11 protein-coding genes are annotated in these 18711 nt (G+C 76.1%); 9 read left to right on the forward strand and 2 right to left on the reverse strand.

Features of this window, described 5'->3' with window-relative positions; all coding sequences use genetic code 11:
- Nucleotides 1-39 precede the first annotated feature (39 nt).
- From ACFC0B_RS28610 to moeZ, 4 genes are all read left to right on the forward strand, one after another.
- Nucleotides 40-1608, forward strand: a complete 1569-nt coding sequence (locus ACFC0B_RS28610; protein ID WP_376091845.1) for a DUF3492 domain-containing protein — start codon at nucleotides 40-42, stop codon at nucleotides 1606-1608.
- Nucleotides 1608-2444 carry a hypothetical protein gene (locus ACFC0B_RS28615; protein WP_376091848.1) on the forward strand — a complete coding sequence of 279 codons (837 nt, stop codon included), beginning with the start codon at nucleotides 1608-1610 and terminating at the stop codon, nucleotides 2442-2444. Before ACFC0B_RS28610 ends, ACFC0B_RS28615 begins: the two co-directional genes overlap by 1 nt.
- Before the next feature lie 127 nt (nucleotides 2445-2571).
- Nucleotides 2572-3573, forward strand: coding sequence for an NAD-dependent epimerase/dehydratase family protein (locus ACFC0B_RS28620; protein WP_376091851.1), 1002 nt, complete (start codon nucleotides 2572-2574; stop codon nucleotides 3571-3573).
- A gap of 252 nt (nucleotides 3574-3825) precedes the next feature.
- On the forward strand, nucleotides 3826-5004 hold the full coding sequence (gene moeZ, locus ACFC0B_RS28625) for an adenylyltransferase/sulfurtransferase MoeZ (protein ID WP_376091854.1): 1179 nt from the start codon (nucleotides 3826-3828) through the stop codon (nucleotides 5002-5004).
- 74 nt (nucleotides 5005-5078) lie between these two features.
- On the opposite strand, the gene ACFC0B_RS28630 is transcribed toward moeZ, so the two are convergent.
- On the reverse strand, nucleotides 5079-7970 hold the full coding sequence (locus ACFC0B_RS28630) for a flippase-like domain-containing protein (protein ID WP_376091857.1): 2892 nt from the start codon (nucleotides 7968-7970) through the stop codon (nucleotides 5079-5081).
- Between the two features lie 134 nt (nucleotides 7971-8104).
- Between ACFC0B_RS28630 and ACFC0B_RS28635 the strand changes: the two genes are divergently transcribed.
- The 4 genes from ACFC0B_RS28635 (at nucleotide 8105) to ACFC0B_RS28650 (ending at nucleotide 16770) form a co-directional block, all read left to right on the forward strand.
- Nucleotides 8105-8461, forward strand: coding sequence for an MGMT family protein (locus tag ACFC0B_RS28635; protein WP_376091860.1), 357 nt, complete (start codon nucleotides 8105-8107; stop codon nucleotides 8459-8461).
- Nucleotides 8462-8586: 125 nt separating this feature from the next.
- Nucleotides 8587-12015 carry an ATP-dependent helicase gene (locus ACFC0B_RS28640; RefSeq protein ID WP_376091863.1) on the forward strand — a complete coding sequence of 1143 codons (3429 nt, stop codon included), beginning with the start codon at nucleotides 8587-8589 and terminating at the stop codon, nucleotides 12013-12015.
- A 95-nt stretch (nucleotides 12016-12110) separates the two neighbouring features.
- Nucleotides 12111-15323 carry a UvrD-helicase domain-containing protein gene (locus ACFC0B_RS28645; RefSeq protein ID WP_376091866.1) on the forward strand — a complete coding sequence of 1071 codons (3213 nt, stop codon included), beginning with the start codon at nucleotides 12111-12113 and terminating at the stop codon, nucleotides 15321-15323.
- A 190-nt stretch (nucleotides 15324-15513) separates the two neighbouring features.
- Nucleotides 15514-16770, forward strand: coding sequence for a PP2C family protein-serine/threonine phosphatase (locus tag ACFC0B_RS28650; RefSeq protein ID WP_376091869.1), 1257 nt, complete (start codon nucleotides 15514-15516; stop codon nucleotides 16768-16770).
- A 73-nt stretch (nucleotides 16771-16843) separates the two neighbouring features.
- Here the strand turns inward: ACFC0B_RS28650 and ACFC0B_RS28655 are convergent, their stop codons facing one another.
- Complete coding sequence (locus tag ACFC0B_RS28655) at nucleotides 16844-17815, reverse strand: endonuclease/exonuclease/phosphatase family protein (RefSeq protein WP_376091872.1); 972 nt, start codon at nucleotides 17813-17815, stop codon at nucleotides 16844-16846.
- 94 nt (nucleotides 17816-17909) lie between these two features.
- On the opposite strand from ACFC0B_RS28655, the gene ACFC0B_RS28660 reads away from it, so the two are divergent.
- Nucleotides 17910-18560 (forward strand): PadR family transcriptional regulator, encoded by a 651-nt coding sequence (locus ACFC0B_RS28660; protein ID WP_376091875.1) that lies wholly within the window; start codon nucleotides 17910-17912, stop codon nucleotides 18558-18560.
- The last annotated feature ends 151 nt before the right edge of the window (nucleotides 18561-18711 follow it).

Here is an 18711-nt window from a genome sequence, read left to right on the forward strand (position 1 = left end):
CCAGCCGTCCGTCGATCCGCTCTGCTCTGGAGGTCCCCCGTGCGCGTTGCACTGCTCACCGAGGGTGTGCGCCCGCACGCCCCGCGTGGCACCGGCGGCTGGTGCGACCGGCTGGTGGACGGCCTGCGCGAGCACGACTTCACCCGGTACGTCCTCACCGGAGCGGCCGGCCGGGAGCCCGCCGAGTCCCGGCCCGGGCTCCGGGAACTCGCCCTCGGGGGCCGCCCCCCGGCCGGCCGCGCGCCCGGCGCGCTGCGCCGCCGCCAGTACGCCGCCGCCTACGAGCAGCTCGTCCGCGCCCTGCTGCGCCCCGGCGAGCGCGCCGCCTTCGGCCCCGGCCTGTACCGGCTCGCCGACCTCGCCCGCGCGGGCCGCGACCTGCCCGCCTTCCTGGTCTCGGTGCACGCCCGGCGCGTCCTGGAGCGGGTCTGGCGCTCGCCCGGCGCCGACACCTCCGCCGGGCAGCCCCTGGTCCGCGACGTCCTGGTCGCCGCCGACCTCCTCGAACAGTGCCTGCGCCCGCTCTCCGCCCCCTGGTACGGCGCCGCCCCCGGCGAACTGGGCGCCGCCGACCTCTGCCACGTCGTCGGCGGCGGTCCGGCCGCCCTGCCCGCGCTGGTCGCCGAGCGGCTGCACGGCGTCCCGTTCGTGGTCACCGAGCACGGGCCGCACCTGCGCGAGCAGTACCTCGGCCACCGCGAGGCCCGCTACCGGTGGCCCGTGCGGGCCCTGCTGCTCGCCTTCTTCCGGGCGCTCACCGAGGAGACCTACCGGCAGGCCGCGATACTCACCCCGGGCAGCGCCCACGACCAGCGGTGGCAGCTGCGCTGCGGGGCCGACCCGGCGCGCACCCGGGTGGTGTACGAGGGCACCCCGGCGGTCGACCGCCCCGCGGCCGGCCCCGAACCGGCCGCGCCCACCCTGGTCTGGGCCGGCCCGCTGGAGCCGGGCCGCGACCCCGAGCTCGCCCTGCACGCCTTCGCCCTGGTCCGCGCCGAGCTGCCCGGCGCGCGGCTGGTCGTCCACGGCGAGGAGGACGCCCCCGGCTACCGGGCGCACTGCGCGGCCGTCGCCGAACGGCTCGGGGTGGCCGGGGCGGTCGAGTTCGCCGGCCGGCCCCGCTCGGCCGCCGACGCCTGGGCGGGCGGCACCGTCGTCGTCTTCTCCGCGCTCTCCCAGCGCCGCCCCCGGCTGCTCGCCGACGCGATGCTGAGCGGCCGCGCGGTGGTCGCCACCGACGTCGGGGTGGTCCGCGAGGTGGTCGGCCCGACCGGGCTGCTCGTCCCGCCCCGCGACCCGAGGGCCCTGGCCGGGGCCTGCCTCGCGCTGCTGCGCGACGAGGAGCGGCGGGCCCGCCTCGGACTGGCCGGCCGGCTGCGGGCGCAGGAACGCTTCGCCGTCGAGCCGGTGACCGGGGCCTTCCGGGAGATCTACCTGGAACTCGTCTCGCACTGGCCGGCCTTCCCGACCGCCGACCCCGGCCCGCGCCCGCGCCCCTTCGCCCGCCCCGCCGAGTACTGGCTCACCGACCGCGGCCGTCCCGTCCCGTCCCCGTCGGCCTCCCCGTCCCCGTCCCCGGACGCGGACGCGTTCGCGGAGGCGGTCTGATGGCGGGGAGCGGGGGTGCGGGGGTGGGCGACCCGGTCCGGGCGGTGATGGCCGAGCACCGGCTGCTCTGCGAGCGGGCCGTCGACCCGCTGGAGATCGCCGCCGGGCTGGAGGAGGCCGGGCTGGGCCCGGCGGCCGCGGCCCGCTGCCGGCACGCGGACCTGTTCTCGCTCGCCGAGGAGCTGTACGCCAGGGTGCCGCGCCGCCCGCCCGCCGAGGATCCGGCCAGTCCGGCCGAGGTCCGGCAGCGGCGGTCCGGTGCGGCGGCGCGGCGGGCGGGGACGGCCGCGCTGCTGCTGGCGCCGCTGGCCGCCGCGGCCGGAGGGCCGGAGGAGCGGCGGGTGACGGCGGCGCTGGTGCTGGCGGCGGCGCTGTCGGCCGGGTCGGCGCAGTGGGCGGCCCGGTGGTTCCGGCAGGTCGGCCGGGGACACCTGGGGGAGGCGGCGACGCTGGCGGAGTTCCGCTCCCGGATGCGGCCGGTGCTCCCGGTGGCGCTGGCGCTGCACCTGGCGGTGCTGGCCGTACTGAGCTTCGCGGCGCTCGCGGTGCTGACCGCCCTGGCGCCGCGTCCGGGTCCCGGCCACGGCGGCGGCCTGCTGCACCTGGCGGCCGAGCGTGCCGGGCCCGCGCAGTGGGCGGCCCAGGGGGTGCTCGGGCTGCTGCTGGTGCTGTCCGCGCTGCTGGCGCGCTGCGGCCGGACGGGCGCGGCCGCACTGGGCGCGCCGGCGGGGGCTGCGGCCGCGGCGGTGTCCGCACCGCTCGTGGGGGGCATGGTGGCGCTGGCGCTGCTGGTGTACGCGTGGTCGGTGCTGGGCCGTCCCGAGGCGCACCGGTGACCCTCCGGGCGCACACCGGTGCGCGCCGACCGTTCGATCCCCCCGCCTCCGATCCGCTCGATTTCCCGTTGTTCACTCGGACCCGCCAGGCCGTGCCTCGGTCTGGCTTCGTGGAAGGACGCCCCCGATGAGGGTGCTGCTGCTGGGCGCCGACGGCTTCATCGGCCGTCGGGTCACCGACCGCCTGCTCGTGGATCCGGAGTTGCAGGTGACGGTGCTCGGCCGGCGTGACTCCGCCGACATCCGCTTCGACCTGACCACCGGCAGTCCGGGCGCGCTGGCCCGGTTCCTGGACGCGGTCGCGCCGCAGGTGGTGATCAACTGCGCCGGTGCCACCTACGGCAGCTCGCGCACGCTGATCCGGGCCAACACGCTCGCCGTGGCGACGGTCTGCGAGGGGATCCGGCGCAGCCGGGAGCCCGCCCGGCTGGTGCACGTCGGCTCGGCCGCCGAGTACGGACCGGTGCCGGGCGGGGTCCCGGTGTCGGAGAGCGCCGAGCCGCGCCCGGTGGGCCCGTACGGGGTGTCGAAGCTGGCCGGTACGGAGCTGGTGCTGGCCTCGGGGCTGGACGCGGCGGTGCTGCGGGTGTTCGACGTGGTGGGACCGGGGGCGCCGACCGCCTCGCTGTTCGGGAGGCTGGCGGAGGGCCTGCGGCGGGCGCTGGAGCGCGAGGAGTCCCAGGTCCGGATGCCGGACCTGTCCGGATACCGGGATTTCGTCGACGTGCGGGACGTCGCGCGGGCGATCCAGGCGGCGGCGGTGTCGGCCGCGACGGGCGTGATCAACGTCGGCAGCGGGCACGCCGTGCGGGCGCGCGAGGCGGCCCAGCTGCTGGTCCGGGCGTCCGGCTTCGAGGGGACCGTCGTGGAGGAGAACCGGCAGGTCGTGCTGCCCGCCCAGGCCGGCGGACCGGTCGAGCACGTGCCGGGGCACGTGTCCGCGCACCACCTGCCGGGCCACCGTCCCGCGGAGCCGCGGCCGGGGGAGGGGCGGGTGGCCCCGGGCGAGCCGGTGCCGTGGCGGCAGGCGGACGTGCGCACCGCCCGGGACCGTCTCGGCTGGCGGACGCAGGTGCCGCTGGAGGAGTCGCTGGGCGACGTCTGGCTGGAGACGGCCTGCCGGGTCTGATCCCCCGGCCGCGCGGTCCGGCAGGGCCCCGAAGGCCCGCGCACAGGCCCCGGACGCCCCCTGCGGGGGTCTGTCCGGGGCCTGCTCCGTGGTCCCACCATCCGGCTCGGGCCGTCTCGCCCATCGGACGAGCTGTCTCGGAATACCGGAGCGGCGTGACACTGTTGGCGTAGCAGAGCCACCTCGGTGGCGGAGCAACATGCCCCTAGAGGTTGGCCCTGGCCACCTGAACTGACGACCATCGGAGTCCCCGTGTCGCTGCCACCCCTGGTCGAGCCGGCCGACGAGCTCACCGTTGACGAGGTCCGCAGGTACTCCCGCCACCTGATCATCCCCGACGTGGGCATGGCCGGGCAGAAGCGGCTGAAGAACGCCAAGGTGCTGTGCGTCGGCGCCGGCGGTCTGGGCTCGCCCGCGCTGATGTACCTCGCGGCGGCCGGGGTGGGCACGCTCGGCATCGTCGAGTTCGACGTGGTCGACGAGTCGAACCTGCAGCGCCAGATCATCCACGGCCAGTCGGACATCGGCCGCTCGAAGGGCGAGTCGGCGCGGGACTCGGTCAAGGAGATCAACCCCTACGTCGACGTGATCCTGCACGAGGAGCGCCTCGACAACTCCAACGTCATGGAGATCTTCTCCGGCTACGACCTGATCGTGGACGGCACCGACAACTTCGCCACCCGCTACCTGGTGAACGACGCCGCGGTGCTGCTCGGCAAGCCGTACGTGTGGGGCTCGATCTACCGCTTCGACGGCCAGGCGAGCGTGTTCTGGGCCGAGCACGGCCCCTGCTACCGCTGCCTCTACCCGGAGGCGCCGCCGCCGGGCATGGTCCCGTCCTGCGCCGAGGGCGGCGTGCTGGGCGTGCTCTGCGCGTCGATCGGCTCGATCCAGGTCACCGAGGCGATCAAGCTGCTGGCCGGGGTCGGCGACCCGCTGGTCGGCCGGCTGATGATCTACGACGCCCTGGAGATGAACTACCGCCAGGTGAAGGTCCGCAAGGACCCGAACTGCGCGCTCTGCGGTGAGAACCCGACCGTCACCGAGCTGATCGACTACGAGGCCTTCTGCGGCGCCGTGTCGGAGGAGGCGCAGGCGGCGGCCGCCGGTTCGACGATCACCTCGAAGCAGCTCAAGCAGTGGCAGGACGACGAGGAGGACATCTTCCTGATCGACGTCCGCGAGCCCGGCGAGTACGAGATCGTCAACATCCCCGGCGCGGTGCTGATCCCGAAGAACGAGTTCCTGATGGGCAACGCGCTGGAGCAGCTGCCGCAGGACAAGAAGATCGTGCTGCACTGCAAGTCGGGCGTCCGCTCGGCCGAGGTGCTGGCCGTGGTGAAGTCGGCCGGCTTCGCCAACGCCGTCCACCTGGGCGGCGGCGTGCTCGGCTGGATCAACCAGATCGAGCCGCACAAGCCGGTGTACTGATCCGGACCGCGTACAGCCGGAAGGGCCCGCTGCGGCGGGCCCTTCCGCGTGTCCGCGTCCGGCCCGCCCCGGGGCTAGAGCGCGCCCTTGCGCTGGAGCACGTTGTAGGAGATCCAGCCGGGCAGCACCGGCAGCCAGAAGGTGAGCGCCCGGTAGAGGAAGACCGCCGGGGTGGCGACGGAGGTCGGCACGTCGGCGAAGGTCAGCGCACTGATCAGCGCGACCTCGATCGGGCCGATGCCGCCCGGGGTGGGGATCGCGGAGCCGGCCGCGTTGGCGGTCAGGAAGACCACGGCGACCGCCGAGAAGGAGATCGAGCCGCCGAAGGCCCGCACCGAGGCGTCCAGGCAGGCGGTGAAGGAGAGCGTCAGCAGCAGGATGCCGCCGAAGCCGGTGATCAGCTTGCTGGGCGTCTGCATCAGGTCGAGCATCCGGGGCACCACGCCGAAGAACAGCGAGCGCAGCCGGTTCAGCACGAACCGCCGCAGCGGGGCGACCGCCGCGATCACCATGGCCAGCACGGCGGCGCTCAGCACGCCGATGATCACCGCGCGGGAGGCGGAGAGGTCGCCGTTGGTCTGGCTGCCGGTGATCAGGCCGAAGCTGAACAGCAGCAGCAGGTGCCCGGCGAGGCCGGCCAGCTGGGAGGCGCCGACCGAGGCGACCGCCTGGCCGGAGCGGATGCCCGCCTTCTGCAGGTAGCGGGTGTTCAGCGCGATGCCGCCGATCGCCGCCGGGGCGACCAGCTTCACGAAGGACCCCGCGAGCTGGGCGGCCACGGTGCGGCGGAACGGCAGCTTCTCCGGGACGAAGCCGGTCAGGCTCATCGACGCGGCGACGTAGGAGAACGCGGCCGCGGCGAGCGCCACCGCCGCCCACGCCCAGTCCATCTGGGAGAGCTTGAGCTGGGCCGGCTTGACGGTCGTCAGCGTCAGGTAGGCGGCGAAGGTGAGCGCGATCACCATGATCAGGCTCTTCGGCCTGAGCCGCTCCAGCTTGGCCGGCTCCATCGGCGCCTCGGGGGCGATCTGCAGGATCTGGGCGCGGATCCGGCTGAGCAGGTCCTCGCCGGCGACCGCGATGTCCTCCTCGGCCTGCTGCTGGGTGCGCTCGCCGGCGGCGACCTGCTCCAGTGCCTGCGCCTGGGCGGCGGCCTTGCGCTCCTTGGTGACCTTCTTCAGGTCGACGCGGGTCGAGCGGCTCATGCCGACCGGCTGCAGCAGCGGCAGCGCCTGGGCGACGCGTTCGGCGCCGAGCACCGCGTTGGCGGTGGCGACCGTCCGCTCGGGGCCGATCCGCAGCGCGAAGGTGGTGAGCAGCTGGGCGACGTCGATGCGCAGGGTCAGGTCGGTGGCGGCGATGTCGCCGCCGGAGAGGTTGACCAGGCAGGCCGTCTTCCCGTCGACGACCAGCAGCGACTCGCCGGTCAGCCGGCGGTGGGCGATCCGGCGCTCGTGCAGGGCGGCGACCGACTCCCAGAGCGAGGCCATCACCTGGTCGGTGACCTCCTCGTCGGCGAGGTCGTCCAGGGTGCGGCCCTCGACGTTCTCGTAGACCAGGATCGCGGCGTCGGGGCCCAGCTCGGAGGTGGCGACCAGCTGCGGGGCGCGGGCACCGGAGGCGGCGGCCGCGTAGGCGATCAGCGCCTCCTGCTCCAGCGCCTGGCGCAGCGACTGCGGGCTGCGCCGCACCGCCACCGAGCGCAGCCGCAGCCGCCGCCAGGCCCGGTAGAAGAAGCCGGAGGCCTGCTGCTCGCGGTCGACGATGTGGACGTCCAGCGGCGGGCCGCTCTGCTGGGCGACCAGGTAGCGGCGGGTGCCGCCGGGGGCGTCGGGGGCGCGGTGGGCGCTGGCCGGGGTGAAGCCGACCTTGCGCAGGCCGATCATCAGGTGCTGGCCGGTGGGCCGGATGTTCGGCGAGCCGATCGCGTACAGGGTGCCGTAGGCGACGGACCAGCCGATCAGGACGGTGAGCAGCAGGGACAGCGGGGTGGTGTAGCCGCCGAGCAGTTCGGTGATGCCGCTGAAGACGACCACCACCCACAGGGCGACCCGCCACCGGGGTCTGCTCGACATGCCGACCGCGGTCATGTAGGCGATCACCGGGGCGAGGTAGCCGTGCACCGGGTCGGTGAGGGTGCCGACGGAGTCCAGCGGGAAGCGGGTCAGGGCGTCCCTGATGTGGTCGGAGGCGCCCTCGGCGACCCACCAGTCGATGCCCAGCGAGACGCCGTAGGCCAGCACCGAGGCGAGCACGCCGTCGGCGACCCGCAGGCCGTCGCGCTTGATCAGCCGTTCGACCGCGAAGGCGAGCGGCACGGCCAGCACCGCGACGTTGGAGATCAGGCCGGTGATGGTGGTGAGCACCGGGGAGAAGCGGGGCGCGTTCTCGGCGATGTCGATCTCGATGCCGGTGGTGGTGGAGGTCGCCACCCCGGCGAGCACGAAGACCGCGACGATGCCGAGGACGCCGGCCAGGAAGCGGATGAGGTCGGAGGGCCGGTGCGCGCGGGCGGCGAGCAGCGGTTCGTCGACGTCCAGGTGCGGGGCGTCGTCCAGCGGGTCGTGGCCGGGACGCGGGCCGGGATCGCGCGGCGGGCCCGCCGGAGTCGTGGCGGGCCCGGTCGCCGCGGGCCGGTGCGCGGACGGCTCGGGCGCGGAGGGCCCGGTCGCGGACGGCCCGGGCGCGGACGGCTCGGGAAGGGGCGGCTCGGGAAGGGGCGGCTCGGGAAGGGGCGGCTCGGGAAGGGGCGGCTCGGCCCCCGTCCCGGGAGCGGTCGGCTGGTTCGGTACGACGGCGGGGGCCCCGGTCGCGGGGCGGGCCGGCTGCGGGCTCTTGATCATCCGGTCCTTGATCAGGGAGACTTCCGGTGGCGCCTCGGTGGCGGCGTCGCCGCCGTCCGCGGGCATGCTGTCGGAGGACTCGTCGGAGTCCTCGTCCACACCCACGTCAGCCGTCCCGGTCATCTGGTCTTGTCCTCGTATCACCACTCACCGCCCCGAAGATGGTGGCATGCCGCGGCGCCCCGCGCTGGACAGGGGCCGGATCGGGCGCGGCGGATCGTTCGCCCGGGGCCCGCGGACCGGCCGGATGCGGAAGAATGCCGCAGGTGACGGACGCCCCCGACGACACCGGCCCCGATGTGCTGCCGCCCTTCGCGGAACTGGTGCTCGACCTGACCGAGCGGATTCCACCCGGCCGGGTGATGACCTACGGAGACGTCGCCGAGTACCTGGGCCAGGGCGGCCCCCGGCAGGTCGGCCGGGTGATGGCCCTGTACGGCGGCGCCGTGCCCTGGTGGCGGGTGATCCGCGCCGACGGCCGGCTGCTGCCCGGCCACGAGCACCGCGCCCTCGCCCGCTACGGCGAGGAGGGCACCCCGCTGCGCGAGCTCGCCGACCCGCCCCGGGTCGACCTGCGGCGCGCCCGCTGGGACGGCCGGCCCGCCGGGGAGTGAGCCGGGCCGGGATCCGCGTCACCCCGTGCGCGGACGGGAATGACGGGGCAGGATCGTAGGCTCGATACGGCGGGCCCCTCGGCGGGCCCGCCCGCAGTTGCCCGAGTACGACCCCCAGGACGTCCGTGACCTCCCCCTACCGTCTGGTGCGCAGCCCCCTCGTGCCGCCCGCCCCGCCCGAGCTCGACGCGTACCAGCGCGCCGTGGTCGCGCACGCGGGCGGCCCGCTGCTGGTGCTCGCCGGGCCGGGGACCGGCAAGACCACCACCCTGGTCGAGGCGGTCGCCCGGCGGATCGAGGACGGCGCCGACCCGGAGCGGATCCTCGTCCTCACCTTCAGCCGCAAGGCCGCCATGGAACTGCGCGACCGGATGGCCGGCCGGCTCTCCGCCGCCGGCGCCGGCTCCCGCGCCGCCGCCCCGCAGGCCACCACCTTCCACTCCTTCTGCTACGCCCTGCTCCGCGCCCACCAGGACCCGGCCGACTACGCCGAGCCGCTGCGCCTGCTGTCCGGCCCCGAGCAGGACGTCATGGTCCGCGAACTGCTCGCCGGAGGCGCCGAGGACGCCCGGCGCGGCCGCTCCCGGATCGCCTGGCCGCTGGACCTGCGGGCCTGCCTCACCACCCGCGGCTTCGCCGACGAGGTCCGCGCCGTGCTCGCCCGCAGCCGCGAGCTCGGCCTCGGCGAGGCCGAGCTGGCCCGCTTCGCCGAGGGCGTCCAGCGGCCCGACTGGGCCGCCGCCGCCCACTTCCTCGCCGACTACCTCGACGTCCTGGACCTGCGCGGCGTCCTCGACTACGCGGAGCTGGTGCACCGCGCGGTGCTGCTCGCCGACCGCCCCGAGGTCGAGCGCGGCCTGCGCGAGCGCTACGACGCCGTCTTCGTCGACGAGTACCAGGACACCGATCCGGCCCAGGTGCGGCTGCTGCGGCGGCTCGCCGGCGGCGGGCGCGAGCTGGTCGCCGTCGGCGACCCCGACCAGTCCATCTACGCGTTCCGCGGCGCCGACATCAACGGCATCCTGGAGTTCCCGCAGACCTTCCGGCACACCGACGGCCGCCCCGCCGACGTCAAGGTGCTGCGGGTCTCGCGCCGCTCCGGCGCCGTGCTGCTCGCCGCCGCCCGCGAACTGACCCGCCGGATGCCGATGGGCCGGCTGCCCGCCGACAAGCTCGCCCAGCACCGCGCCCCGCTGCCCGCCCGGGAGGGCGGCCGGGTCGAGGTCTACACCTACCCGACGCCCGGCGCCGAGCTGGACTCGATCGCCGACCTGCTGCGCCGCGCCCACCTGGAGGACGGCGTGCCGTGGGGCGAGATGGCCGTCCTGGTCCGGGCCGGCGCCCGGTCCATCCCGGGCGTGCGGCGGGCCCTCGGCGCGGCCGGCGTCCCGCTGGAGATCGACGGCGACGACCTGCCGCTGCGCGAGGAGCCGGCCGTCGCCCAGCTGCTGCTCGCCCTGCGGGTCTGCGCCGAGCAGGCCGTCCGCGCCCGGCGGGACGACCGGGACGACCGGGACGGCCTGGACGACCGGGACGGTGGGGAGGGCGCGGACGCCTCGGACGGCGCGGACGCCGCGGGCCCGGGTGCGCCCGACCCGCTCACCACCGACCTCGCCCACGCCCTGCTGACCGGCCCGCTCGGCGGCCTCGACGGCGCCGACCTGCGCCGCCTCGGCCGCACCCTGCGCGAGGAGGAGCGCGCCGCCCTGCGCACCGGGGCCGCGACCGGCGCCGGCGCCCCGGCCGCCGTGCCCCGCCCGGCCGGCGAACTCCTGCGCGAGGCCCTCGCCGAGCCCGAGCGCCTCGCCGTCGTCGACGCCCCGTACGCCCGCCGCGCCCACGACCTCGGCACCCTGCTGCGCAAGGTCCGCGAGTCCCTGGCCGGCGGCTGCACCGCCGAGGACGCCCTCTGGCAGCTGTGGGACGGCTCCCGCCGCTGGCGCGAACGCCTGGAGCGGGCCGCCCTGCGCGGCGGCGCCGCCGGCCGCAACGCCGACCGCGACCTCGACGCGGTCTGCGCCCTGTTCGAGACCGCCGCCCGCGCCGAGGAGCAGGTCACCGGACACCGCGGCGCCCTCGACCTGCTCGCCGAGCTGGAGGCCCAGGACATCGCCGCCGACACCCTCACCGTGCGCACCGTGCGCCCCGAGGCCGTCCGGCTGATGACCGCCCACCGCGCCAAGGGCCTGGAATGGCGGCTGGTCGTCGTCGCCGGCGTCCAGGACGGCCTCTGGCCCGACCTGCGCCGCCGCGGCTCCCTGCTGGAGGCCGACCGGATCGGCCGCGACGGCCTCGCCGAACCGCTCACCCCCGCCGCCCTGCTCGCCGAGGAGCGCCGCCTCTTCTACGTCGCCGCCACCCGCGCCAGGGACCGGCTCGTCGTCACCGCCGTCAAGGCCCCCGCCGACGACGGCGACCAGCCGTCCCGCTTCCTGCGCGAGCTCTACCGCGAGGACGTCGACCCCAGGACCGGCCGCGTCCTGCGCCGCACCCCGGCGGTCACCGTCGAGGACGTCACCCACCGCCCGCGCCGCCCGCTCGCCGTGCCCGCGCTGGTCGCCGAGCTGCGCGCGGTCACCGTCGACCCCGCCCGCTCGCCCGAGCTGCGCCGGGCCGCCGCCGAACGGCTCGCCACCCTCGCCCTCGCCACCGACGACGAGGACCGCCCGCTGGTGCCCGCCGCCCGCCCCGAGACCTGGTGGGGCCTGGACGACGCCACCGCCGCCCCCGACCCGCTGCGCTCCGCCGACCTGCCGGTGCGGCTGTCCGGCAGCGGCCTGGAACAGCTGGAGGACTGCTCGCTGCAGTGGTTCCTCGACAAGGAGGTCAAGGCCCGCGGCACCTCCTCCGCCGCGCAGGGCTTCGGCAACGTCGTGCACGCCCTCGCCGACGAGGTCGGCTCCGGCCGCAGCCCCGCCGACCTCGCCGTCCTGATGGAGCGCCTGGACACCGTCTGGGACGCGCTGGCCTTCGACGCGCCGTGGAAGTCCCAGCAGGAGAAGACCGAGGCCCGCGCCGCGCTGGAGCGCTTCCTCACCTGGCACGTGATGGCCCGCGGCCGCGACGTCGTCGCCACCGAGCACGGCTTCGACGTCACCCTCGACGCCGGCGGCGTCCAGGTGCGCATCCGCGGCTCGATGGACCGCGTCGAGAAGGACGAGGCGGGCCGCGCCTACGTCGTCGACTTCAAGACCGGCAAGCAGACGCCCACCGACCGGTCCCTGCCCGAGCACAAGCAGCTCGCCGTCTACCAGCTCGCCGTCCGCTCCGGCGCCCTCAACGGGCTGCCCGGCTTCGACGCCGCCGCCCCCGCCGAGTCCGGTGGCGCCGAGCTCGTCCAGCTGCGCAAGCCCGACAAGGCCGTCGCCGACGCGCCCAAGGTGCAGCGCCAGGACCCGCCCGAGGGCGAGCCGTGGATCGAGAACCTGCTCGCCGACGCCGCGGGGCGGATCCTCGCCGAGCGGTTCGTCCCGCAGACCGGCGGCGGCTGCGACCGCTGCGCCTTCCGCCGCAGCTGCTCCGCCCAGCGCGACGGCGCCCAGCTCGTCGAGTAGCCGCCCGGGGAGCCCCGGCCCGGTGTGGCGCACGCGGCACGTGGCCGTCGCCACAGCGGTCCCCGGCTGTCGGCGCCCCCGGCTACCGTTGCGTGGTGACCGCCGTGCTCAGCCATCCCGACCAGCTCAAGGAGCTGCTGGGCATCCCCTTCAACCGGGAGCAGATGGCCGCCGTCGGCGCCCCGCTGCGGCCGGCCGTCATCGTCGCTGGCGCCGGCTCCGGCAAGACCACGGTGATGGCCGCCCGGGTCGTCTGGCTGGTCGGCTCCGGCGCCGTCCGCCCCGAACAGGTCCTCGGCCTCACCTTCACCAACAAGGCCGCCGGCGAACTCGCCGAGCGCGTCCGGTCCGCGCTGCGGCAGGCCGGAGTGGACGACCCCGAGGACGGCGAGGCGCTCGGCGAGCCCGAGATCTCCACCTACCACGCCTTCGCCGGCCGCCTGCTCAAGGAGCACGGCCTGCGCATCGGCATCGAGCCCGACACCCGGCTGCTCGCCGACGCCACCCGCTTCCAGCTCGCCGCCAAGGTGCTGCGCACCGCCCGCGGCCCGTTCCCCGCCCTCACCGGCACCTTCGCCAACCTGGTCGCCGACCTCACCGCCCTCGACGGCGAACTCGCCGAGCACCTCGTCGAACCCGCCGCCCTGCGCGCCTTCGACGAGGACCTGCTCGACACCCTCGCCGGCGTGCGGCTCAGCAACGAGGACCTGCGGGCCGTGCCCGCCACCGCCCGCGCCCGCCTGGAACTGCTGCGCCTCGTCGAGGACTACCGGCGCCGCAAGACCACCGCCGGCCTGATGGACTTCGGCGACCAGATCGCCGCCGCCGCCCGCCTCGCCCAGCAGCGCCCCGAGGTCGGCGCCCTGCTGCGCGAGCAGTACCGGGTCGTGCTGCTCGACGAGTACCAGGACACCTCCGTCGCCCAGCGCCTGATGCTCGCCGGCCTGTTCGGCGCCGGCCCGGACGGCACCGCCCCCGGCCACCCGGTCACCGCCGTCGGCGACCCCTGCCAGGCCATCTACGGCTGGCGCGGCGCCTCCGTCGCCAACCTCGACGAGTTCCCCCGCCACTTCCCGAACGCCGACGGCGCCCCCGCCGACCGGTACGCGCTCAGCGAGAACCGCCGCAGCGGCGGGCGGCTGCTCGCCTTCGCCAACGGGCTCGCGGCGCCGCTGCGCGCCATGCACGAGGGCGTCGAGGCGCTGCGCCCCGCGCCCGGCGCCGAGACCGACGGCCTGGTGCGGGCCGCGCTGCTGCCCACCCACGCCGAGGAGGTCGACTGGCTCGCCGACGAGATCGCCCACCTGGTGCGCACCGGCACCGCCCCCGGCCGGATCGCCGTGCTGTGCCGGGGCGGCGCGGCCTTCCCCGACGTGCACGCCGCCCTGGTCGCCCGGGACGTGCCGGTCGAGGTGGTCGGCCTCGGCGGCCTGCTCCACCTGCCCGAGGTCGCCGACCTGGTCGCGGTCTGCGAGGTGCTCCAGGACCCGACCGCCAACGCCGCCCTGGTCCGGCTGCTGATCGGCCCGCGCTGGCGGATCGGCCCGCGCGACCTCGCCCTGCTCGGCCGGCGCGCCGCCGAACTCGTCCGCACCGAGCGCCCCGAGGGCGTCGAGGCGCTGGCCGCCGCCGTCGCCGAGACCGACCCCACCGAGGTCGTCTCGCTCGCCGACGCCCTGGAGACCTTCCTGGACGCGAAGGAGGCCGACGAGCTGCCCTTCTCCGCCGAGGCCCGGGTCCGCTTCGCCCGGCTCGCCCGCGAGCTGCGCGAGCTGCGCCGCTCGCTCGCCGAACCGCTGATGGACGTGCTGCACCGGGTCCTCGCCGTCACCGGCCTGGAGGTCGAACTCGCCGCCTCCCCGCAGGCGCTGGCCGCCCGCCGCCGGGAGACCCTGCACGCCTTCCTCGACGTCGCCGCCTCCTTCGCCGACCTCGACGGCGACCCCGGCCTCGCCGCCTTCCTCGGCTTCCTGCGCGCCGCCCAGGAGCACGACCGCGGCCTGGACGCCGGCCTGCCCGGCGGCGAGGACACCGTCAAGGTCCTCACCGCGCACAAGTCCAAGGGCCTGGAGTGGGACGTCGTCGCCGTCCCCGGCCTGGTCAAGGGCGCCTTCCCGTCCTCGTCCCCGCGCGAGCGCTGGACCAGCGCCAAGCGCGTCCTGCCGCACGCCCTGCGCGGCGACGCCGCCACCCTGCCCGATGTGCGGGGCGGCTGGACCGCCAAGGCCGTGAAGGAGTTCAAGGCCGCCCTCGCCGAGCACTCCGCCACCGAGGAGCTGCGCCTGGGCTACGTCGCCTTCACCCGCCCGCGCGCCCTGCTGCTCGCCTCCGGCCACTGGTGGGGGCCCAGCCAGAAGTCCCCGCGCGGTCCGTCCGCCTTCCTGGAGCAGGTGCGCGAGCACGCCGAGCGGCCCGGCAACGGCGAGCTCGCCGTCTGGGCCGGGCCGCCCGCCGAGGGGGAGGAGAACCCGGCGCTGGCCGCGCCCGTCGAACGCCCCTGGCCGCTGCCGCTGGACCCGGACGCCCAGCGGGCCCGCCGCCGGGTCGCCGAGGTCGTGCACCGCCGGCTGGCCGGAGCGCCCGCTCCCGAACCCGAGCCGATGGCCCCCGAGGACCGCCGGCTGGTGGAGTCCTGGGACCGCGACCTGACCGCGCTGGTCGGCGAGTTGGAGCGCTCCCGCACCCGGGTGCGGCAGGTGCCGCTGCCGGCCTCGCTCTCCGCGACCCAGCTGATGCGCCTGGCCGCCGACCCGGACGGCTTCGCGCACGACCTCGCCCGCCCGATGCCCCGCCCGCCGCAGCCCGCCGCCCGGCGCGGCACCCGCTTCCACGCCTGGGTGCAGTCCCGGATCGAACCGCTGATGCTGATCGGCCCCGGCGCGCTGCCCGGCGCCGACGACGACGGCATCGAGGACGAGCAGGACCTCGAACGCCTCAAGGAGGCCTTCCTGCGGACCCCGTACGCGCACCGCGAGCCGCTGCGGGTCGAGGCGCCGTTCCAGCTGGTGCTGGCGGGACGGGTGGTGCGCGGCCGGATCGACGCGGTCTATCGTGGGGGTGACGACGGGTCAGAAATCGGCGGCGCGTCACGCTACGAAGTGGTGGACTGGAAGACGCACCGCGAGGAGACCGCCGATCCGCTCCAACTCGCCGTCTACCGGCTGGCCTGGGCCGAACAGGCGGGCGTTCCGCCGGAGCAGGTCACGGCCTCGTTCCTGTACGTCCGCAGCGGCCGGATCGAACAACCCGCAGGACTTCCCGGCCGAAAAGAGTTGGAACGGCTCCTGATCGGGAACAGTGAAGAATGAGTCACGGAGAGCATTCAAGTCATCACGGCATCGGGCGAAACCTGTGCGTAGTGCACGTTTCGCGCATATTGTGGGGTCGGTAACCGGTCAACCCCCGTGCTCCGGCCGCCAGCGAGGCCCGCATTCCCTAACCCTCAGTCATCACCGCAGGTGCCCACGGGCATCGGCGTCTTCTGCTGGAGAACCGAAGTTGAGCGCGACCGGATGGATCAGAGAACGGTTCGCCGGGCCGACCCCGGGGGCCGCACCGGGCGCGACCGGCACCTGGCCGAGGACGGCACTGTCGCTGCCGTTCATCGGCATGGCGCTGGTCGTCGTCCTCGACTACTTCACCGACGCCGCGGTGACCGTCGAACCGGCACTCACCGCAGTCCCCGCGCTGGCCGCCGTGGTCAGCCGCCGCACCTGGTACCCGCTCGCCATCGGCGCCTGCACCGAGGCGGCCGCCTTCCTGATGGCCTTCCGCAACGACGTGCTCGGCGAGTCCGTGCACAGCGCCACCGTCTTCGCCATCGTCCTCGTCGCCGCGATCGGCTGGGTCAGCGCCACCCTGAGGCTGCGCCAGGAGCGGCTGCTCGCCGACGCCCAGCTCGTCGCCTCGATCGCCCGGCGGGTCCTGCTGCGCCCCGTCCCCGACCGGGTCGGCACCGTCCGCGCCGCCGTCCACTACGCGGCCGCCGCCGCCCACGCCCGCATCGGCGGCGACCTCTACGAGGTCGTCAACACCCGGCACGGCGTGCGCGCCGTCGTCGGCGACGTGCGCGGCAAGGGCCTGGGCGCCGTCGAGACCGCCGCCGCCGTGCTCGGCGCCTTCCGCGAGGCCGCCCACCAGGAGGCCGCGCTCGACAAGGTCGCCGGCTGGCTCGCCGACAGCCTCGACCGCGCCCTGCACGAGAACGACCACCCCGGCGTCGAGGAGGAGTTCGTCACCCTCGTCCTCATCGGCGTGGGCCACGACGGCACCGCCGAGATCGTCAACTGCGGCCACCCCGCCCCGCTGCTGCTGCGCGGCACCGAGGCCGCCCGCCCGCTCGAACTCGCCGAGACGGTGCCCCCGCTCGGCGTCCTCGACCCCGCCGACGTCCGCCCCCCGGTCCTCCGGGTCCCGCTGCACCCCGGCGACCGCGTCCTGCTCTTCACCGACGGCGTCATCGAGGCCCGCGACCGGGCCGGCGCCTTCTACCCGCTCGCCGAACGCCTCCCGCGCTGCGCCCACGGCGGCGGCCCCGTCGACGTGCTGCGCCGCCTGCACGAGGACGTGGTGCGGCACGTCGGGCGCCAGCTCGGCGACGACGCCGCCATGCTGCTCCTCCAGTACGAGCCGCCCCCGGTCGCCGACCGGCCGGAGGCCGCCTCGGCCTCCGCCGACCCGGCCCGCCCGGTCACCCCGCCCGCCTCGACCGTCCCGCACGTGCCCCAGCAGAACGGGCACCTGTCCCGGAAGTGACCGGGCCCGCGCGGGACTCCCGCAACCCTCGCAGCTCCTACGGCTCCCGCAACCCTCGTAGCTCTCGCAGCTCCTACAGCGACACCCGCACCACCAGCGGCCGGTGGTCCGACACCTCCGCGCGCGGGGCGGACGCCGCCCCCACCGCGGAGCGCGGCACCCCCACCGCCAGCACGTGGTCGAACTGCACGGCCGGACGGTGCGACGGGTAGGTCGGCGTGCGGACCAGGTCCGACCAGCCCTGCAGCCGCGCCCGCGGCTCCCGGACCCGCCGCCGGCGCGGCTCCACCAGCGCCGGCCGGGCCCGGCGGGCCGCCCGCAGCTCCCGCACCCGCGCCCGCGGCGCCGACCGCTCCAGCGCGCTAGCCCCGCCCAGCACCGTGCGCGGCACCGCGCCCACCAGATTGAAGTCCCCCAGCACCAGGTACGGCTGCGGCAGGTCGGCGATCCACCGGCGGATCGCCGCCAGCTGCGCCATGTTCCAGCCCGGTACGAACGACAGGTGCGCGGCCACCACCGTGAACGGACCGTGCTCGCCCTCCAGGACGGCCGCCAGCGCCGCCCTGGGCTCGTCCGGCACCGGCGTCAGCCCGCGCCGACCGGCCACCCGCAGCGGCAGTCCGAACGGGGCGGGGGCGAACCGGCGGGCCCGCCAGTGCCGCACCGGCAGCCGCGTCAGCAGCGCCGTGCCGTACGCGGGCGGGGCGTCGTCGCCGACCTCGCCCGGCCCGTACACCCGGATCCCGGCGGGCACCGAGGCCTCCGGCAGCCAGCCGGCCACCGGCGCGGGCCGGCCGTGCAGGGCGGCGGCGAACCGCCAGTCCGCGGCGCCCATCGCCTTGGCGGCGACGGCGGCCTGGTCGGTGCCGCCGGAGCGGGCCTGGCCGCGGTCCACCTCCTGGAGCGCGAGCACGTCGGCGTCCAGCGCGGCCACCGCCTGGGCGAGCGGTCCGCCGGGGTCGGCCGGGAAGGGTCGCGGGGCGCCGTCGGGCGCCAGCGGCTGACCGTGCAACAGATTGAAGGTGGCGATGCGCAACTGGCTCACGCCCCCCGACGTTACCCGCCGCCGGTGACGGTCCGACCCCCGGCCGGGCCCCTCCGGCTTGACCCGTCGAGCATACCGGGTATACATACTCGGTATGTCCATCCGCCACGGCCTGCTCGCCCTGCTCGACCAGGGGCCGCGCTACGGCTACCAACTGAGAACCGAGTTCGAGGCGCGCACCGGCGCCACCTGGCCGCTCAACGTCGGCCAGGTCTACACCACCCTCGCCCGCCTGGAACGCGACGGACTGGTCGTCCCCGCCGGGGAGGACGAGGAGGGGCACCAGTTCTACGCCGCCACCGACGCCGGCCGGGCCGAGCTGCGCGCCTGGTTCGACACCCCGGTGCCGCGCACCAACCCGCCCCGCGACGAACTCGCCATCAAGCTCGCCATGGCCGTCACCGTGCCCGGCGTCGACGTGCCCGCGGTCGTCCAGGGCCAGCGCCGGCACAGCATCAAGGCCCTCCAGGACTACACCCGGCTGAAGGGCCGCGCCCTGGCCGGCGAGGCCCGGCCCGGCGGTGCCGCGGAGCCCGGATCCGACCTGGCCTGGCTGCTCGTCCTCGAACAGCTGATCTTCCAGACCGAGGCCGAGATCCGCTGGCTCGACCACTGCGAGACCCGGCTCACCCAGCACGCCGAGGTCGAACAGGCCCGCGCCGCCGAGAGCCGCGCCGCCGAGGCCCGCCCGGACGACAGCCCGCCGGCGCCCAGCCGGTTCGGGCGCCGCCGCAGCAAGGCCTGAACCGTCCGGGGCCCCGGATCCGTGCGAACTACTCGAACCACGCGAACCACGCGAACCACCTGAACCACCTGAACCACCTGAACCGTACGAACCACGCGAACCACCGGCCCGCCCCGCGCCTCCGCGCGACGGGCCCCACCACAGCAGGGGG

The sequence above is a fragment of the Kitasatospora sp. NPDC056184 genome, assembly GCF_042268405.1.
Taxonomy (GTDB): Bacteria; Actinomycetota; Actinomycetes; order Streptomycetales; family Streptomycetaceae; genus Kitasatospora.